The sequence below is a fragment of the Brevundimonas sp. LM2 genome (assembly GCF_002002865.1).
Classification (GTDB): domain Bacteria; phylum Pseudomonadota; class Alphaproteobacteria; order Caulobacterales; family Caulobacteraceae; genus Brevundimonas.
In genome coordinates this window covers 218,088-234,362 of the sequence record NZ_CP019508.1, presented here as the reverse complement: position 1 = coordinate 234,362, position 16,275 = coordinate 218,088, and the positions used below count along the sequence as shown (strand labels likewise).

The window sequence follows — 16,275 nt, the reverse complement described above, 5'->3', positions numbered from 1 at the left end:
TCGGTCGCGCGACTGTGGGTCAAGGAACCGCCGCGGTCGAGTCACGCCCGCGTGCGGCCTCAGGTCGCGCGCCTCAGGGTCAGATTGATCCGTCCTCCGCCCGGCACCAGGGTCGAGGATCCCGCCAGCAGCCGGTCGATGCCATGCCGTGCCATCCGGGACGGGCCGTTCAGGGCGCAGACGTCACCCGAGCTGAGCCGCAGCGACCGGGTCGGCCCGCCGGCCGCCGGTCCTATGCGGAACACCGCCGTGTCGCCCAGCGAGAGCGAAAGCACCGGGGCGCCCAGGTCGGCCTCGTCCTTGTCCTGGTGCAGGCCCATCCGGGCGGTGTCGCGGTACAGATTGACGAGGCAGGCGTCCGGCGGCGGCAGGCCTTCGGTCAGCGTGTCCCACAGCGCCAGCAGGGTCTCCGGGATGGCGGGCCAGGGCCGGCCGTTGTCCGGATGGGTGGCCTGGTAGCGATAGCCGGCCCGGTCCGAAACCCAGCCGACCCGGCCCAGGTTGGTCATCCGCACCGAGAACGGTTTCCCGCCCGGGGTGACCGGCTGATACAGCGGGGCCTCCACCAGGGCCGCCTGGATCTCCGACAGGAGGTCGGTCTGTCCCGCCCGGTCGAGCGCGCCGGGCCAGTAGCGAAACCCCGGCAGCTCGGGAAAGGGCTCCATCGTCGGGCCGATGGGGATCAGTCCAGCGCCCGCGCCTCGTCCGGCAGCATGATCGGCACGCCGTCGCGGATCGGGAAGGCCAGTTTCGCCCCCCTGGAGATCAGTTCGCTCGCCGCCCGGTCGTACTCCAGGCTGCCGCGCGTGACGGGGCAGACCAGGACCTCCAGCAGGCGGGGGTCGACCGAGGAGGGCGTGTTGAAGGTGTCGCTCATCAAGGCAGTAGGCAGTAGGCAGTAGGCAGTAGCAAGGGGGATCGTCGTCACATCAGGCCCAGTTGGCCCTCAATCCTACTGCCTACTGCCTACTGCCTACTGCCTCATCTTTCACTGCATCGACGACGGCGTGTCGCCGTCGCCCATTTCGGCGGCGTCGATGCGCATCAGGGCGGTCAGGACGGCGACGCGGTCGTCGAGGGTGGGCGCTTCCAGCAATGCCTGCTTCTCCGGCCCCTCGAACGGGAGCGCCATCGACAGGCTGTTGATCAGCGCCTCCTGCGGCGCGGCCTCGGCGGTTTCCCAGTCGATCTCGAGCTGGCGCCGTTCCAGATAGGCCCGCAGGGCGGCCAGGAAGGTTTCGCGCTGGAAGCTTTCCCCGCCCACCGGCGCGGTCAGGTCGGCCTCGAACGGGGCGAAGGTGGCGCGGACCTGGCGATAAGGAGTCTGGGTCGGCAGCTCGGACGCCACGCGGAACCGGGCCACCCCGGTCAGGGTCACCAAGTAGCGACCGTCGGAGGTCTCGGCGAAGCTGGTGATCCGCCCGGCGCAGCCCACGGCCGCCAGGCTGGGCAGGGGCCTGGGGCCGCCGACCGGCTGGATCAAGCCCACCACCCGGTCTCCGGCCATGGCGTCGTCGATCATGTTAAGATAGCGCGGCTCGAAGATGTTCAGCGGCAGCTGGCCCCGCGGCAGCAGGATCGACCCCGGCAAGGGAAACACGGGAATGACCTGGGGCAGGTCGACCGCCTTGACGTAGCCCTGGGCCATCGTGGCACCCCTCTTAAGCGAACAGGATCGAGGACAGGCGACGGCGCCCGTCCTTGGCGATGTCGGACGACAGGCCGGCGGCCTCGAACACCACCAGCAGCTGTTTGCGCGCGGCCTGGTCGTTCCAATCCCGATCGGCCTGGACGATATCGATCAGGCTGGCGACCGCCCCCTTCAGGTCGCCCGAGGCGGCCTGGGCCAGCGACAGGTCGTAGCGGGCCTGATGGTCGGACGGATCGGCGCGCAGGGCGGCTTCCAGGGTCTCGGTCTCGCTGGCCGGTGCGGCCGAGGCTAGGGCCAATTGGGCGCGCAGGCTGATCACGGCGGCGTTCTTGGAGTCGGCCGGGGCCATGGCGATGGTCTGGCGCGCCTGGTCGGCGTCGCCTCCGGCCAGATAGACCCGCGCCATGCCCGCGATGGCGGTCTCGTTCTCCGGCTCGATGGTCAGGACATGGGCGAAGGCCTGGGCCGCCCCGCCGAAGTCGTCGAGGCCGAGCGATTCCTCACCGAGCGCCAGCAGCTGTTCGACGTCGGTGTTGACGCCGGCCCCGCCGGACAGTTTTTCGATGAAGGCCTTGATCTGGCTTTCGGGAACCGCGCCCTGGAAGCCGTCGACCGGCTGGCCGTCGACGAAGGCATAGACGGTGGGGATCGACTGGACCCGCAGCTGCCCGGCATAGGCGGGGTTCTTGTCGACGTCGATCTTGACCAGCTTGACCGCTCCGCCGGCGGCCCGGACCTGTTTCTCCAGCGCCGGGGTCAGGGTGCGGCAGGGCCCACACCAGGTGGCCCAGAAGTCGACGATGACGGGCTGGATCCTGGACTGGGCGATTACGTCGTCCATGAAGCCGGCGTCGGAGCCGTCCTTGATCAGGTCATCGGCGCCCGCGGGCGTGGTGGGGTCGACAAGGCTCATGAGGGGTCTCTGCTGCAGTCCGTGGTAACGCGGAAGGCCTCAGATGGTCGCGGGACGCCAATGAGGCAAGGCGCGGACGCGTCTTGAACGTCGCGCCACGAGGAGCGTCTGGAACTGCGGACTCGACCCTCAGGCGCCGTCGGCGTCCGGGCGCGCGGCTTCGCTGTCGGACCGGACCGGATCCGACGGCGCCGTATCCGGGCTCCAGCCCCAGGCCGAAATCATGACCTCGAACAGATGGGTATTGGGGAAATAGCCGCGCACGCCCTCGGCGCCCGCTCCGATCGCCAGGGCGGGAACCTCCTCGGCCGTGTGGGTGGTGTTGACCAGCACGTGATCGAGCCGGACCATCCCCTCGACGCCCGCGGCCTTCCACGCCTCATAGCCGTCCAGCAGCGGCTGACCCCGCCGGCCCCCGTCGACCTGCAGTCCGAACGAGTGGTCGGCGGTGAACAGCAGCAGGGTGTCGTCGAGGTCGACGCGCTGTTCGACCTCGGCGATCAGTTTGTCGAAATCCACGACATTCTGCAGGCCCTGACGGGGATCGTCCGTATGGGCGTCCCACTCGACGACCAGGAAATAGCCGGTGTCCGACCGCTCAAGAATGTCGAGCGCGCGCAGGGTGGCGGCGCGGGCGCCGATCGCGTCGGCGACGACGATGGGTCGCTGGTTCGCCTCGGGGGCGGCGTCGAGCGTGTCATAGACGGGCCGATCATGCGCCTCGCCCAGCGCCGCGAAGCTGGTGCCGCGCGCCGCGAGTTGTTCCGCGATCGGCTGGCGGCCCGCCCCGATCAGGACATCGACGCCGTCGCCAAACCGGGGCGCGAAGGCCTGAGGAAAGATCCCGCCCCAGTCGTTGCGGTCGTTGGCGTGGGCATAGTTGGCGGCCGGGGTGGCGTCGGTGATCGCCTGGGTCGTGATGACGCCGGTGCGCAGGCCGCGCGCCTCGGCATACTCCAGCAGGGTCTTGGTCGGGACCCCGTCGGTCCGGCCGCGGACGGCGTCCGGACCCTGGCTGATGACCCCGTTGCGGGTTTTGACCCCGGTGACGATCGCCGACATGCCGTTGGCGGAATCGGACACGAACTCGTCCACCGGCGACGTCTCGCTCAACCCGAGGTGCGGCCATCCCTGGACATGCAGTCGCAACTGTTCGCCATAGGCCATCAGGCTGGCGGCCGAGAGCACGGACACGCCGCCGGCGTCGGCCAGGAACAGGATGATGTTGCGCGCCGGCGCGGGGCGCGCGGCCGCGCGATCGCTCTGCGCCGCGACGACCGGGCTCCGCGCGGGCTCCTGCGCCGCGACGGCGGCCGGGGCCAGGCCCAGCAGGGCCGAAACGGCCACGATGGTCAGACTGCGGGCGATGCGCATGGGTAGGCCTTTTGGAAAGCAGGCGGTTCGATATCGGCGCGGCGCTGCGGTCCCGCGGTCGCGTCCGTGGGATACACCCTCATCCGTGTCAGGACGGCGACGACGGCCGTACCGGCGCGTCCGTGCCTGACCGTCATCCCGCCGCGGGCGGACCGAAATCCACCACCTGGGGGTCGCGCCCCAGCAGCGTCAGAACGCGTCGGAACGCGGCCTGGGGCAGGGCGGTCGTGGCCGTATTGGTGAGGGGATGGAAGTTGACGATGTCGGCCTCCCACAGTCGTCGGTCGAGCACGAAGCCGACCCGCCGCTCGACGTCGTTGATCAGGCCCAGGGCCGTGACCGACCCGGGGCGGACCCCCAGCGTCTCCCACATCAGGGTCTCGTTGCCGAACGACAGCCGGTCCGAGCCGATGGCGCGGGGCGCGGCCTTGAGGTCGATGACCGTGTCCTGTCGCGCCGAGATCAGCCACAGCCGACCCTTCTTGTCCTTGAGAAAGAGGTTCTTGGTGTGGGCCCCGGGCAGGGCGGCCTTCATCTCGAGCCCCTCCTCGACCCGGAAGACGGCCGGATGGTCATGCGTCGTGTGATCGATGCCGTGGGCCGCCATCCAGGCCAGCAGGCCGTCGCGGTCGAAGGCCGGGGTCGGGGGCGGTTGAGTGGTCATGGCCGGCCGGGTTAGGAGGGTTGGCTCGATCGCTGCCTGAAGGATGCCCCGCCTTGGAACTGGAATGCTATCCCATGTCGTCGCGGCCGCCGGACATGGTGCCCGGGCGCCAGTCGCGGAACTGGATGGACGCCTTCGTCAGCCGGCATCCCTACCGCTGCCTGCCCCTGACCATGGCCAATACGACCGGCTGGGAGATCCTGTGCCCCTTCACCTTCACGGCGGAGTGGAACGGGGGGCCGCAGCAGTCGGACATCACCATCACGCCGGAACGGCCGCAGCCGGAGCTGGACCATTTCGTCACCTCGCACTTCTCGCGCGGCGTCCTGACCATGCATCCCCAGTATCTGTTCCGGACGCCGCCGGGCTGGGGGATGATCTGCTCGGGCTCGCCCAATCACCTCAAGGACGGGATTCAGCCCCTGGTCGGGCTGATCGAGACCGACTGGCTTCCCTTCCCCTTCACGATGAACTGGATCTTCACCCGGCCCGGGCGGATCAAGTTCGAACGCGGGGAGCCCTTCTGCTTCATCAACCTGGTCGAGCATCGCAAGCTGGAACAGGTGCAGCCGGTGATCCGGACGCTGGAGTCCAACCCGGTGATGAAGGGCCAGTTCGAGGCCTGGAACCGCCAGCGAACCGATTTCAACACGCGGCTGGCGTCCGGCGATCCGGACGCGGCCAAGGAGGCCTGGCAGCGGTTCTATTTCAAGGGCGAGATTCCGGAGGCGCTCGGCAACGCCCCGGCGACGCACGCCAACAAGCGGCGTCTGAAGACTCCCCGGGTCGGCTGACCGACCCGGGGATCCATCGTTACATCGGGCGGGAGACGCGGCTGCCGATGTTAGAGATCACTTCGCGGGCATCGAAGGCATTGGGATCGCCGGCCGGCTTGGCGCCGCGTCCCATGACGATCTCGGCCGTGGCCTCATAGCGGTCGATCTGCTGGACGTCGAAGTCCGAACGGCCCCAGAACGGATCGCCCCACGGGCTCCAGCCGCGACGGCCGTAGTAGCGCCAGGACGGGCCCCAGTAGCGGTAGCGATCGAAGAAGGGATCGCCGATCGTCTGGAACCGCGTATCGCGATCGGTGGCGCGGTTGGCGGTCGAGAACCAGTCGAAACCGTTCTCGGTCGTCAGTTCGGCCGCGCGCAGCAGCAGCGACATCTCGACCTGCTCGCGCGAGGTCACTGAGTTGCCCGAGAAGCTGACCCGGAAGCGGTCGCTCTCCAGCCGCTGTTCGGCATAGCCGCCCCGCTGGCCGTTGAACCCGGCGGGGGCATAGGGTGTGGCGGTGGCACAGGCGCCCAAGGTCAGGGCGGCGGCGGCGACCATCAGAAATGTCTTGGTCGGGCGTAACATGGGAGAACTCCAGGAGGAGGGCGGGTTATCCGCCTTTTGACCTGAACGGGACATGAACACGCCCGTTCCGCGAATAAGCAAGTCCCTATAATCGCAAACCAATCAGGGCGGCGGCCGAGAGCAGCAGCAGCCCCACGAAGACGCTGAAGACGCGCCTGAAGGTCGGGTCGTCCATCCGCCGGGCCAGGGTCGCGCCCCCCAGACCGTAGGCGGTCATGGTGATCAGGTCCATGCCGATCAACACGCCTGCAAAGACCGCCAACTGCGGACCGGCCGGGCGCGCGACATCCATGAAAGGCGGCAGGACGGCGGAGAAGAACAGGACGATCTTCGGGTTGGCGAGCTGGACCAGAAAGCCGTCGACGAAGGCCGGGCGCTGCGGGCGAACCCTGCCCTCGTCGGCTTCGGCTGGAGCGCGCGGCTTGACCGCCGCCAACAGGGCCGAGAGCCCCAGCCAGCCGACGTAGAGCGCCCCGAGCATCGCCACGACGCGGAACACCTGCGGAAAGGCGGCCACGAGCGCGCCCAGGCCGAGCGCCGCCGCCGCGAACCAGACCAGGGTGGCGGTATTCATGCCGAGGACCGCGACCAGGACCGCACGACGGCCGCGTTCGATCCCGGTGGCGATGGCGAACAGATTGGCCGGGCCGGGCGTCGCAGCCAGCACCGCCATGACCCCGACGAAGACGACGAACAGATGCGGATCGACCGGCAGGGTCAGGCTCGGCATGGAGCGATCAGGCCGACAGACAGACGACCTGCGCCACGCGCAGGTCCCGCCTCAGATCATCGGCGACGCGGCCATAATTCTCGATGGTGACCGGTTCGCTCAGCAGCGGCTCCCCGGCCGGCTGCTCGCCCCGGATGGCGGGGCCCAGGGTGTCGGGCGAGGTCGTGTAGATCCGGCCCCGGCGCGGGGCCTCGGCGATGGTCATGCCGACGACCCGGCCTCGCCGGTCCATGGCCGGGGCGCCCGACAGCCCGGCCAGCGTCCCGTCCAGACCCTCGGTCCGGCCCACTTCGGCCCAGGCCAGAACCGGCTCGTCGCGCTGTCCCCGCCCCCGAACATGCAGCACCTCGCGACCGAGCAGGCGCGACGTCACCTCCCCCGCCGTGCCTTGCGGAAAGCCGGGGTGGAAGGCGCGCTGACCGACCCGCAGGGGGGCGGTCGTGGTCACCGGCAGGGCGGGCGGCCCCCCGGTCGTGATCAGGAGCGCGATGTCGGCGCGCGGCGACAGACGGACGTCGGCCGCGACCGCGCGCCCCCCGCCGACCACCAGGGCCGGGCGGCGGCAGCCTTCCACCACGTGTTTCGCTGTCAGCCAGCGCCCCTCGCCGGCGATCGAAAAGGCGGTCCCGGAGGCCGGCTGGAACGGGATGTCCGGCGAGATCACGGTCACGGCCGGATCGAAGGGGGTCACGGGTCCCAGCAGGGCCCCCTCGACCGCATCGAGCGGCGGGGGCGCGGGCGGAGCGTCGGCGTTTTCGCGCTGCGCCAGCGAGGCGAAGACCAGAAGCAGGCCGGCTCCCGCATAGAGCAACAGGTCGGCGGGCCGGGGCAGGGTCATCGGGCCTCAGCCCGTCAGGGCGGCGGCGAGGATCAGCGCCGTCGCCAGCTTGGCCGAGACCAGCAGGACGGCGGCGGACACCTCCCCCTCCTGGATCCGCTGGGGCAGGCCCGTCAGCACGATGTCGACGATGCGGAAGGCCAGAAGCTGCAGCACCAGGGTGGCCACGCCCCACACCGCGATGTCGGCGACCGAGGTCGAGACCGACAGCGAGACCGCCAGGGGAATGGCCAGACCGACCAGGACGCCGCCGAAGGCCACGCCCGCCGCGGCATTGCCTTGGCGGATCAGCGCGATCTCCTTCCACGGCGTCAGCAGGCCGTAGACCACGGCCCCGGTGCCGAGAAGGAAGAAGGTGACCACCAGATGCAGCACGAGCACGGGAAAGCCACTGGCGAAGGCCTGGACCTCCGGGCTCGACAGGGTCTCGGACAGGGACGAAGGAGCCATAAGGCCTCGGGCTAGGACACAGGGCAGGCGTGCGGAACGAAAGCAAAACGTCTTGCCCGATTATGGCCCCAATCGGCAAGGACGCCGGGGACACACTGCGTGACCAATGATTGCGCTGGCGTTACGCAAGACGGTATCAGCGCGGAATGACGCCCTCGCCCCTCCCGCCCACCGTCCTCGTCGTCGCCGCTGCCCTGGTGGATGTGGACGGCCGGGTGCTGATTGCCAAGCGGCCGGAGGGCAAGGCCCTGGCGGGGTTGTGGGAGTTTCCGGGGGGCAAGGTCGAGGCCGGGGAACGCCCCGAGGCCGCCCTGATCCGAGAACTGCAGGAGGAGCTGGGGATCGACGTGCAGGAGGCCTGTCTGGCCCCGTTCGTTTTTGCCAGCCACTCTTACGATTCGTTTCACCTTCTCATGCCACTCTACCTGTGCCGGCGCTGGTCCGGCGTGGTCGTCGCGCGCGAGCACGCCGCACTGGCCTGGGTGAGGCCCAACGCCTTGTCGGACTATCCCATGCCCCCGGCCGACGCCCCTCTGGTGGCCTGGCTGCGGGACCTGCTCTGAGGCCGATGGGCCACGAAAGGCACGCGACCATGTCCTTGCTTCGCCGCTTCCTGCATGACGCGCGTGGAACCACGGCGATCGAGTACGCCGTGATCGGAGCCATTCTCGCGGTGGCCGTCCTGGCCGCCGTGTCGGTCTTCGCATCCGGTCTGTCCGATCTGTTCGGTACGCTTTTCACAGCAATGGACGGCGCCCTCGCCTGACGTCGGCCCCGATCGGCCGCGACCTCTGGGGCGTGGCGGGCGACGCGCCGTGGGGGTATGGGTCGCGCCTCTGTTCCTTCGCCGAGAGCTCTGCGTGCGCCTGTCGGTCCTGTCTGCCTGGCTGCTGACCCTTTTCGCGGGCGGGCTGTCCCTGCCCGCCGAGGCGGCGGCCCAGGCCGGTCAGTCGCGTCTGGTTTCTGCGGCACCGGCGGGCGCCCAGAGCAATGCGCGCATCGAGGTCGAGCTGGTGGCCATGAGCGCCTGGGCCGCGCCCGGGTCCACGGCGATCGTGGCCCTGCGCCAGAAGATCCGGCCCGGCTGGCATACCTACTGGCGCAACCCCGGGGACTCCGGCGGACCGACCACCCTGGACTGGGCCCTGCCCACGGGGATCGTCGCCGGCGACATCCTGTGGCCCCTGCCGCAGCGCCAGCGCCTGCAGGACATCGTCAATCTGGGCTATGAGGGCGACGTCCTCCTGCCGGTGCCGATCGACATTCCGGCCTCGGCCCGGGTCGGCGGCGTGGTGCCCCTGACGGTCGATGCGGTGCTGTTCGTCTGCAGCGACGAGATGTGCGTGCCCGACAGCTTCACCCTGCGCCTGGATCTGCCGATCCGCGAGGGGGCGGCCCCCCTGGCCGGTGCGGACGGGGCGGCGATCCAGCGGCTGGTCGAGACCGCGCCCCGCCCGGCCGGCATCACGGCCCGGGCCACCCTGGTCGGCGACCGGCTGGTGCTCAGCGCGACGGGAGGGCCGCTGGCCGGGGCCGACATCACGCGGGCCACCTTCTATCCGTTCGAAACGGGACAGATCAGCCACGACGTGGCCCTGTCGGCGGCGCGGGGACCGGCGGGCTTGAGCCTGCGGCTGGATCCGACCGACGATCTGAGCGCGGCGGGTCTGACCCAGCCCCTGTCCGGGGTGCTCGCCACCGACGCCGGGGCCTGGGAGATCGTGGCCCGGCCCGGCCCGGTCCTGTCAGGAACGGACGGAGAGGCCGTGGCGACCGACGACGCGGTCGCGGGCCGGTTTGACGCGGGGGCGGCGGCCCAGGCGGTGCTGTTCGCCTTCCTGGGCGGGCTGATCCTGAACCTGATGCCCTGCGTCTTTCCCGTCCTGGCGCTGAAGGCGGCATCGCTCGCGCGGTCGTCTCGGGATGCGCGCGAGGCGCGGATCGACGGTTTCGCCTATCTGGCCGGGGTGGTGGTGACCTTCCTTCTGCTCGGGGCGGGGATGCTGCTGCTGCGCGGCCTGGGTCAGGAGATCGGCTGGGGCTTCCAGCTGCAGTCGCCGCCGGTGGTGGCGGTGCTGGCGCTGCTGATGCTGGCGGTGGGGCTGAATCTGCTGGGCTTGTTCCAGATCGGCCTGGGTCTGCAGGCGGTCGGCGGCTCCCGCCTGGCCCGGCTCAACGGGCCGATCGGGGCCTTCTTCACGGGCGTCCTGGCGGTGGTCGTGGCCGCGCCCTGTACCGCCCCCTTCATGGCCGTGGCCCTGGGCGCGGCCCTGGTCCTGCCCGCGCCCCTCGCCCTGCTGGTCTTCCTGTTCCTCGGGCTCGGCCTGGCCCTGCCCTATCTGGCGCTCAGCCTGTCGCCCCGCCTGCTCGCGCGTCTCCCCCGACCCGGCCCCTGGATGGCGCGGCTGCAACAGGTCCTGGCCGTGCCGATGTTCGCCACGGCGTTGTGGCTGGCCTGGGTCTTCCAGCGCCAGCAGGGCGGGTCGGCGGCCCTGTTGCTGTTGGTCGGCGCGATTCTGCTGGGCGTTGCGGCCTGGACCTTCGGACGGCGTCAGCGCCTGGCCGCTGCGGGGGTCGTTGGTGGTCCGCTGGGGGTCGTCTCGGCCTTGTCGGTGGCGATCTCGGTCATGGTGGTCGTCGCCGCCACCCTCGTTCCCCCCTCGAACAGCGTCGGATCGGTCGAGGGCGCGGGCCCGGAGGCGCGGCCGTGGTCACCCGACGCCGTGGCCGGGGCCCTGGCCCAAGGTCGCCCTGTTCTGGTCGACTTCACCGCCGACTGGTGCGTCAGCTGCAAGATCAATGAACGCACCGCGCTCCACACGGCGCGTGTGGCCGAGGCCGTGACCCGGACCGACACCGTCTACCTGGTCGCCGACTGGACCCGGCGCGACCCGGCCATCGCCCGGGAACTGGCCGCGCACGGCCGCTCGGGCGTGCCTCTGTATCTCGTTTATGCCCCAGGCGAGGCCCGGCCCCGTATCCTGCCGCAACTCCTGACCGAGGGCCTCGTCATCGAGGCCCTGGACGAGGCTCGCTAGTTCGCCTCCACGCCCGACTGGGCGTCCGGCTGCGGCGGGGCGGTGATTACCTCGACATTGTCGTTCAGCAGATAGGCGAGGTCCGACAGGGCCGTGGCGCGGGCCTCGGGCGTCGCCGCGGTTTCGACGGCCTGGATCTTGACCGGGATGTCCTCGGAGATCCCGCGCAGGATGCATTTCAGGTCCCCGTCCGTGCCACGTTCCTTGAGGACCAGGTGCGCCTGAAGATCGAGGGCCGACAGGGCGGCGGCGCGCCCCTTGAAGGTTTCGAACGCGGTCGGCGACGCGCCGGTCGGCCCCCACGCGTCGACGATCGCCTTCAGGGCGCTGGCCTGGGTGACGATGTCGGTGAACAGGGGCTCGGACGCGACCGATACGGGCGCGCCGGCCACCGCCGCCGGCTGGGCGGCCGCCAGGGCCACCGTGGGGTCCGAGAGCAGCAGCGAGACGGCGAGGGCGATGCCACAAGACATGGTCTGATCCTTTTCGCGATTCCGCGATTGAACCGGTCTACGCCCGACCCGTAAACGAGAGCTTGATTATCGAGAGGACAGGCCATGACCGACGCTGACATCTGGACCGGCTTCGACGCCGCCGCCGCGCGCGACGCAGACGCCCGCATCGTCGACCAGTTCGCCGCCGATCCCGATCGTCTCGCCCGGATGAGCGTGGAGGCGGCGGGCCTGTATCTCGACCTGTCCAAACAGAGCTGGACCCGCGACGCCTTCGACGCCTGTCTGGATCTGGCGCGCGCCGCCGGCGTCGAGGCCGGTCGCGCGCGCCTGTTCGGCGGCGAGGCGGTCAACAACACCGAGGGCCGGGCCGTCCTGCACCCCGCCCTGCGGGCCGGAAACGACGCCGATTTCCACGCCCTGGGCGAGGCCGTGTCGGGCGAGGTCCAGGAGGTCCGGCAGGCCATGGCCACCTTCGCCGAGGCCGTCCGGGCGGGCCGGGAGACGGGGGCCACGGGCCGGGCGTTCCAGACCCTCGTCCACATCGGCATCGGCGGATCGGACCTGGGGCCGCGGGTGGTCTGGGACGCGCTGAAGCCCCTCAACCCCGCCCTCGACCTGCGATTTGTGGCCAATATCGACCCGCGCGACATGGCCGAGGCCCTGACTGACCTGGACCCCGAGACCACCCTGGTCGTGGTGGTGTCCAAGACCTTCACCACCCAGGAGACCCTGGCCAATGCCGAGGTCGCCAAGGCCTGGCTGGCGGCGGGCCTGCCCGAGACGGGCCGCGACAAGCATTTCATCGGCGTCACGGCGGCCCCCGACCGGGCCGCGGCCTTCGGCTGCGGCCGCACCTTCGGCTTCCGCGACTGGGTCGGCGGGCGGTATTCTCTGTGGTCGGCGGTCAGCCTGTCCTGCGTCATCGCCCTGGGGCCGGACGTGTTCGACGGCCTGCTGGCCGGAGCCCGGGCCATGGACGACCATTTCGTCGAGGCTCCCCTTGAGCAAAATGCGCCGGTCCTTATGGCCCTGGCCCAGATCTGGAACGTCGACGGCCTCAATCGTCCGGCCCGGACAGTCGCCCCCTATGCCCATGGCCTGCGCCGCCTGGCGGCCTTCCTGCAGCAGCTCGAGATGGAGTCGAACGGCAAGCGGGTCCACCGCGACGGCCGCCCTGTGACCCGTCAGACCTGTCCGGTGGTGTTCGGCGAGCCGGGCACGAACGGCCAGCACGCCTTCTTCCAGCAGATCCACCAGGGGCCTCAGGTCGTCCCGGCCGAGTTCGTCATCGTGGCCGAGACCCTGGACGGCGCGGCCGGCGCGCCGCTGTGGTCCAACGCCCTGGCCCAGGGTCAGGCCCTGATGCTGGGCAAGACGACCGATCAGGCCCGGGCCGAGCTCGAGGCCGCCGGAACCGCCGCCGAGGACATCGACCAGCTGGCCGCGCACAAGACCTTCCCCGGCAACCGGCCGTCCACGACGATCGTGATGGAGCATCTGACGCCCCAGACGCTCGGGGCCCTGCTCGCCCTGTACGAGCACAAGACCTTCGTCGAAGGGGTGATCTGGGACATCAACAGCTTCGACCAGTGGGGCGTGGAGCTGGGCAAGGTGCTCGCCAAGGCCATTCTGGCCGACGTCTCGGCGGGTGCGCCCTCGTCTGGCCTGGACCCGTCAACGGCGAACCTTCTGACCCGTCTGATGGGTTAGCCGCCCGCCGCGACGCCTTGACGCTCAGGCTCAACGCTCTTATCTCCGCTGCGCGTTAGCACTCTCGGGTCACGGCTGCCAAAGCCGGTTCGGGGGGGCGGCTTCAAAACCTTAGAGCTATACGGAGACATCACACATGGCGTTTCGTCCTCTCGGCGATCGCGTGCTGGTCAAGCGCGTGGAAGAAGAATCCAAGACCAAGGGCGGGATCATCATCCCCGACACGGCCAAGGAAAAGCCCCAGGAAGGCGAAGTCGTCGCCGTGGGCCCCGGCGTCCGTGACGAGCGCGGCACGGTCAACGCCCTGGAACTGAAGGCCGGCGACCGGATCCTGTTCGGCAAATGGTCGGGCACGGAGGTCAAGCTGGAAGGCGAAGACCTGATCATCATGAAAGAGTCGGACGTTCTCGGCGTCCTCTAGGTGACTGGTGGCTGGTGATGGGTGGCTGGCGCGACCGCAACCGGTTCGCCGCCGCCGCCGATCCCAGCGACCACTAGCCACCCACCCCCAACCCCCTTCTTAGGAGCTGCCTCATGGCTGCCAAACAAGTTCAGTTCTCCACCGACGCCCGCGAGAAGATGCTGCGCGGCGTCAACGTCCTGGCCAATGCGGTCAAGGTCACCCTGGGTCCCAAGGGCCGCAACGTCGTGATCCAGAAGTCCTTCGGCGCCCCGCGCTCGACCAAGGACGGCGTCTCGGTCGCCAAGGAAATCGAACTCGAAGACGCCTTCGAGAACATGGGCGCCCAGATGATCCGGGAAGTCGCCTCCAAGACCAATGACAAGGCCGGCGACGGCACCACCACCGCCACCGTCCTGGCCCAGTCGATCGTCCAGGAAGGCCTCAAGGCCGTGGCCGCCGGCATGAACCCGATGGATCTGAAGCGCGGCATCGACAAGGCGGTCACCGCCGTCCTGGCCGACATCAAGGACTCCAGCCGCAAGGTCAGCGCCAACTCCGAGATCGCCCAGGTCGGCACCATCTCGGCCAACGGCGACCAGGAAGTCGGCGACATGATCGCCCGCGCCATGGAAAAGGTCGGCAACGAAGGCGTCATCACGGTCGAGGAAGCCAAGACCGCCGAGACCGAACTCGACGTCGTCGAGGGCATGCAGTTCGACCGCGGCTACCTGTCGCCCTATTTCATCACCAACGCCGACAAGATGGAGGTCCAGCTCGAGGAACCCCTCATCCTGCTGTTCGAGAAGAAACTCTCGAGCCTTCAGGCCATGCTGCCGATCCTGGAAGCCGTGGTCCAGTCGGGCCGCCCGCTGCTGATCATCGCCGAGGACATCGAGGGCGAGGCCCTGGCCACCCTGGTCGTCAACAAGCTGCGCGGGGGCCTGCGCGTCGCCGCCGTCAAGGCGCCGGGCTTCGGCGACCGCCGCAAGTCCATGCTGGAGGACATCGCCGTCCTGACCGGCGGCCAGGTCATCTCGGAAGACCTGGGCATCAAGCTCGAGAACGTCACGATCGACATGCTCGGCAAGGCCAAGAAGGTCACCATCACCAAGGACGACACCACCATCGTGGACGGCGTCGGCGGCAAGGATGAGATCGAGGCCCGCATCGGCCAGATCAAGAAGCAGATCGAGGACACCTCGTCCGACTACGACAAGGAAAAGCTGCAGGAACGTCTGGCCAAACTGGCCGGCGGCGTCGCCGTCATCCGCGTCGGCGGCTCGACCGAAGTGGAAGTGAAGGAGAAGAAGGACCGCGTCGACGACGCCCTCAACGCCACCCGCGCGGCGGTTGAGGAAGGCATCGTCCCCGGCGGCGGCATCGCCCTGCTGAAGGCGACCCGCGCCCTGGAAGGCCTGACCGGCGACAACGCCGACCAGACCGCCGGCATCGCCATCATCCGGCGCGCCATCCAGGCCCCGATCCGTCAGATCGTCGAGAACGCCGGCGTCGAAGGCTCGATCGTGGTCGGCAAGGTGCTGGAGAACCCCTCGGCCACCTACGGCTTCAACGCCCAGACCGAAGAGTATGTCGACATGATCCAGGCCGGCGTCATCGACCCCGCCAAGGTTGTGCGCACCGCTCTGCAGGACGCCGCCTCCGTGGCCGGCATCCTGATCACCACCGAGGCCGCCGTGGCCGACGCCCCCAAGAAGGGCTCCGCCGGCGGTGCCGGTGGCGGCATGGGCGGCGGCGGCATGGGCGGCATGGGCGACATGGACTTCTAGTCCGTCGTTCAGCCGACCGGCTGAAGACAGAAGGGGGTGGAGCCAGCAGGCCCCACCCCCTTTTCTACGTTCGGACGTCTTTCTGACCGAACGGCTCCGTCAAGATGCGGACGTCCCGTCTCGGACCGACGTCTTCACCCCGGCCCCGCAGGCCAAGCCCTCGTCGATCAGACGCGCGATTGTGGGCCAGGCCCGGTCGGCATAGGGCCGCATTGGGCCCTCGAGTTTGCAGAGCAGCCAGGCCCGAATGATCGGTCGCATCAGGCCTAGAACGGCACCTGCTGCCACGTCAGCGGCAAGGGCGGACGGCGCATCGAAACTGGTCCGGATCACCGTCGCCAGCTCGCGATCGATCAGGCCGTTGTGGCGGCTCTGGGCTTGCTCGAGACCCGGACAGGCCGAGATGATTTCATAGTGCCGCCGCAGGATCGCGGCGTGAGCATCATAAGCGTCGGCAAGGTCTTCGAGGCCGCACCGAATTCGGGTGTAGGGGTCCGACACATCGTGCCGGCGCATGGCCGAGGCGAACCAGTCGTGGATGTCGAGCCCGTCAAAGAGCAGGGCTTCCTTGGTTTCGAAATAGCGGAACAGCGTCCGCTGGGTCACGCCGGCCTGTCGCGCCACATCGGTGGTGGTGACTGAATCGAAGCCGCGCTCGTGAAACAGTTCAAGCGCCGCATCCCGGATTGCACGTCGCACCGAAAGCCGGGTCTGCGCTCTCCGGTCGGTAGTGCCTTCACGCTGGATGAGGTCGGTCCCATGGCTCATGATTCATCTAGGCCCGCGTGATCGGCGGTGTCCAGCGATGGACGATCAGACCGGACGAACCCGGCTGCCGGCATCGTTCCAGGGCGAAAGGACCGGCCGCCATGCCGTCCGACGGCCGCGCTGGCGACCATC

Annotated in this window: 19 protein-coding genes; 7 read left to right on the top strand and 12 right to left on the bottom strand. The window is 69.4% G+C overall.

Features of this window, described 5'->3' with window-relative positions; genetic code table 11:
- Window positions 1-59: 59 nt before the first annotated feature.
- From BZG35_RS01195 to BZG35_RS01170, 6 genes are all read right to left on the bottom strand, one after another.
- Window positions 60-665 carry an alpha-ketoglutarate-dependent dioxygenase AlkB gene (locus tag BZG35_RS01195; protein ID WP_077353975.1) on the bottom strand — a complete coding sequence of 202 codons (606 nt, stop codon included), beginning with the start codon at window positions 663-665 and terminating at the stop codon, window positions 60-62.
- A 17-nt stretch (window positions 666-682) separates the two neighbouring features.
- Window positions 683-877, bottom strand: coding sequence for a Trm112 family protein (locus BZG35_RS01190; RefSeq protein ID WP_077357705.1), 195 nt, complete (start codon window positions 875-877; stop codon window positions 683-685).
- A gap of 111 nt (window positions 878-988) precedes the next feature.
- Complete coding sequence (locus BZG35_RS01185) at window positions 989-1,648, bottom strand: LON peptidase substrate-binding domain-containing protein (RefSeq protein ID WP_077353974.1); 660 nt, start codon at window positions 1,646-1,648, stop codon at window positions 989-991.
- Window positions 1,649-1,661: 13 nt separating this feature from the next.
- Window positions 1,662-2,564 carry a co-chaperone YbbN gene (locus tag BZG35_RS01180; RefSeq protein ID WP_077353973.1) on the bottom strand — a complete coding sequence of 301 codons (903 nt, stop codon included), beginning with the start codon at window positions 2,562-2,564 and terminating at the stop codon, window positions 1,662-1,664.
- 129 nt (window positions 2,565-2,693) lie between these two features.
- A complete protein-coding gene (locus tag BZG35_RS01175; protein ID WP_077353972.1) occupies window positions 2,694-3,938 on the bottom strand; it encodes an alkaline phosphatase in 1,245 nt (414 codons plus the stop codon).
- Between the two features lie 133 nt (window positions 3,939-4,071).
- On the bottom strand, window positions 4,072-4,602 hold the full coding sequence (locus tag BZG35_RS01170) for a prolyl-tRNA synthetase associated domain-containing protein (RefSeq protein WP_077353971.1): 531 nt from the start codon (window positions 4,600-4,602) through the stop codon (window positions 4,072-4,074).
- Window positions 4,603-4,655: 53 nt separating this feature from the next.
- On the opposite strand from BZG35_RS01170, the gene BZG35_RS01165 reads away from it, so the two are divergent.
- Entirely contained in the window at window positions 4,656-5,396 is a 741-nt protein-coding gene (locus BZG35_RS01165; protein WP_077353970.1) for a DUF6065 family protein, read from the top strand.
- A 19-nt stretch (window positions 5,397-5,415) separates the two neighbouring features.
- On the opposite strand, the gene BZG35_RS01160 is transcribed toward BZG35_RS01165, so the two are convergent.
- The 4 genes from BZG35_RS01160 to BZG35_RS01145 all read right to left on the bottom strand — a co-directional run bounded on the left by BZG35_RS01160 (window position 5,416) and on the right by BZG35_RS01145 (window position 7,982).
- The gene (locus BZG35_RS01160) at window positions 5,416-5,964 is read right to left on the bottom strand and encodes a hypothetical protein (RefSeq protein WP_077353969.1); all 549 of its coding nucleotides are present in this window, start codon (window positions 5,962-5,964) and stop codon (window positions 5,416-5,418) included.
- An 85-nt stretch (window positions 5,965-6,049) separates the two neighbouring features.
- A complete protein-coding gene (locus BZG35_RS01155) occupies window positions 6,050-6,694 on the bottom strand; it encodes a LysE family translocator (protein WP_077353968.1) in 645 nt (214 codons plus the stop codon).
- Window positions 6,695-6,701: 7 nt separating this feature from the next.
- The gene (locus BZG35_RS01150) at window positions 6,702-7,532 is read right to left on the bottom strand and encodes a serine protease (RefSeq protein WP_077353967.1); all 831 of its coding nucleotides are present in this window, start codon (window positions 7,530-7,532) and stop codon (window positions 6,702-6,704) included.
- Window positions 7,533-7,538: 6 nt separating this feature from the next.
- Complete coding sequence (locus tag BZG35_RS01145; protein WP_077353966.1) at window positions 7,539-7,982, bottom strand: DUF350 domain-containing protein; 444 nt, start codon at window positions 7,980-7,982, stop codon at window positions 7,539-7,541.
- A 146-nt stretch (window positions 7,983-8,128) separates the two neighbouring features.
- Here BZG35_RS01145 and BZG35_RS01140 point away from each other — a divergent pair, with 146 nt between their 5' ends.
- The 3 genes from BZG35_RS01140 (at window position 8,129) to BZG35_RS01130 (ending at window position 11,020) form a co-directional block, all read left to right on the top strand.
- The gene (locus tag BZG35_RS01140) at window positions 8,129-8,545 is read left to right on the top strand and encodes a (deoxy)nucleoside triphosphate pyrophosphohydrolase (RefSeq protein WP_077353965.1); all 417 of its coding nucleotides are present in this window, start codon (window positions 8,129-8,131) and stop codon (window positions 8,543-8,545) included.
- A 29-nt stretch (window positions 8,546-8,574) separates the two neighbouring features.
- Window positions 8,575-8,748, top strand: a complete 174-nt coding sequence (locus tag BZG35_RS01135; protein WP_150125880.1) for a Flp family type IVb pilin — start codon at window positions 8,575-8,577, stop codon at window positions 8,746-8,748.
- A gap of 94 nt (window positions 8,749-8,842) precedes the next feature.
- Window positions 8,843-11,020: a protein-disulfide reductase DsbD gene (locus BZG35_RS01130; RefSeq protein WP_253189230.1), complete on the top strand. Its 2,178-nt coding sequence runs from the start codon at window positions 8,843-8,845 to the stop codon at window positions 11,018-11,020.
- On the opposite strand, the gene BZG35_RS01125 is transcribed toward BZG35_RS01130, so the two are convergent.
- Window positions 11,017-11,493 (bottom strand): hypothetical protein, encoded by a 477-nt coding sequence (locus tag BZG35_RS01125; RefSeq protein WP_077353963.1) that lies wholly within the window; start codon window positions 11,491-11,493, stop codon window positions 11,017-11,019. The genes BZG35_RS01130 and BZG35_RS01125 overlap by 4 nt on opposite strands.
- 84 nt (window positions 11,494-11,577) lie before the next feature.
- Between BZG35_RS01125 and pgi the strand changes: the two genes are divergently transcribed.
- The 3 genes from pgi to groL all read left to right on the top strand — a co-directional run bounded on the left by pgi (window position 11,578) and on the right by groL (window position 15,375).
- Window positions 11,578-13,185, top strand: a complete 1,608-nt coding sequence (pgi, locus tag BZG35_RS01120; protein ID WP_077353962.1) for a glucose-6-phosphate isomerase — start codon at window positions 11,578-11,580, stop codon at window positions 13,183-13,185.
- Window positions 13,186-13,321: 136 nt separating this feature from the next.
- Entirely contained in the window at window positions 13,322-13,606 is a 285-nt protein-coding gene (gene groES / locus BZG35_RS01115; RefSeq protein WP_013267610.1) for a co-chaperone GroES, read from the top strand.
- Window positions 13,607-13,719: 113 nt separating this feature from the next.
- A complete protein-coding gene (gene groL / locus BZG35_RS01110; protein WP_077353961.1) occupies window positions 13,720-15,375 on the top strand; it encodes a chaperonin GroEL in 1,656 nt (551 codons plus the stop codon).
- Between the two features lie 99 nt (window positions 15,376-15,474).
- Here groL and BZG35_RS01105 read toward each other — a convergent pair whose 3' ends face one another.
- Complete coding sequence (locus BZG35_RS01105) at window positions 15,475-16,143, bottom strand: TetR/AcrR family transcriptional regulator (RefSeq protein ID WP_077353960.1); 669 nt, start codon at window positions 16,141-16,143, stop codon at window positions 15,475-15,477.
- Window positions 16,144-16,275: the final 132 nt, after the last annotated feature.

Excerpts from the sequence above, each read along its gene's own strand:
- BZG35_RS01195 (WP_077353975.1), bottom strand. The coding sequence starts at position 665 with ATGGAGCCCTTTCCCGAGCTGCCGGGGTTTCGCTACTGGCCCGGCGCG.
- BZG35_RS01190 (WP_077357705.1), bottom strand. The coding sequence starts at position 877 with ATGAGCGACACCTTCAACACGCCCTCCTCGGTCGACCCCCGCCTGCTG.
- BZG35_RS01185 (WP_077353974.1), bottom strand. The coding sequence starts at position 1,648 with ATGGCCCAGGGCTACGTCAAGGCGGTCGACCTGCCCCAGGTCATTCCC.
- BZG35_RS01180 (WP_077353973.1), bottom strand. The coding sequence starts at position 2,564 with ATGAGCCTTGTCGACCCCACCACGCCCGCGGGCGCCGATGACCTGATC.
- BZG35_RS01175 (WP_077353972.1), bottom strand. The coding sequence starts at position 3,938 with ATGCGCATCGCCCGCAGTCTGACCATCGTGGCCGTTTCGGCCCTGCTG.
- BZG35_RS01170 (WP_077353971.1), bottom strand. The coding sequence starts at position 4,602 with ATGACCACTCAACCGCCCCCGACCCCGGCCTTCGACCGCGACGGCCTG.
- BZG35_RS01160 (WP_077353969.1), bottom strand. The coding sequence starts at position 5,964 with ATGTTACGCCCGACCAAGACATTTCTGATGGTCGCCGCCGCCGCCCTG.
- BZG35_RS01155 (WP_077353968.1), bottom strand. The coding sequence starts at position 6,694 with ATGCCGAGCCTGACCCTGCCGGTCGATCCGCATCTGTTCGTCGTCTTC.
- BZG35_RS01150 (WP_077353967.1), bottom strand. The coding sequence starts at position 7,532 with ATGACCCTGCCCCGGCCCGCCGACCTGTTGCTCTATGCGGGAGCCGGC.
- BZG35_RS01145 (WP_077353966.1), bottom strand. The coding sequence starts at position 7,982 with ATGGCTCCTTCGTCCCTGTCCGAGACCCTGTCGAGCCCGGAGGTCCAG.
- BZG35_RS01140 (WP_077353965.1), top strand. The coding sequence starts at position 8,129 with ATGACGCCCTCGCCCCTCCCGCCCACCGTCCTCGTCGTCGCCGCTGCC.
- BZG35_RS01135 (WP_150125880.1), top strand. The coding sequence starts at position 8,575 with ATGTCCTTGCTTCGCCGCTTCCTGCATGACGCGCGTGGAACCACGGCG.
- BZG35_RS01125 (WP_077353963.1), bottom strand. The coding sequence starts at position 11,493 with ATGTCTTGTGGCATCGCCCTCGCCGTCTCGCTGCTGCTCTCGGACCCC.
- pgi (WP_077353962.1), top strand. The coding sequence starts at position 11,578 with ATGACCGACGCTGACATCTGGACCGGCTTCGACGCCGCCGCCGCGCGC.
- groES (WP_013267610.1), top strand. The coding sequence starts at position 13,322 with ATGGCGTTTCGTCCTCTCGGCGATCGCGTGCTGGTCAAGCGCGTGGAA.
- groL (WP_077353961.1), top strand. The coding sequence starts at position 13,720 with ATGGCTGCCAAACAAGTTCAGTTCTCCACCGACGCCCGCGAGAAGATG.
- BZG35_RS01105 (WP_077353960.1), bottom strand. The coding sequence starts at position 16,143 with ATGAGCCATGGGACCGACCTCATCCAGCGTGAAGGCACTACCGACCGG.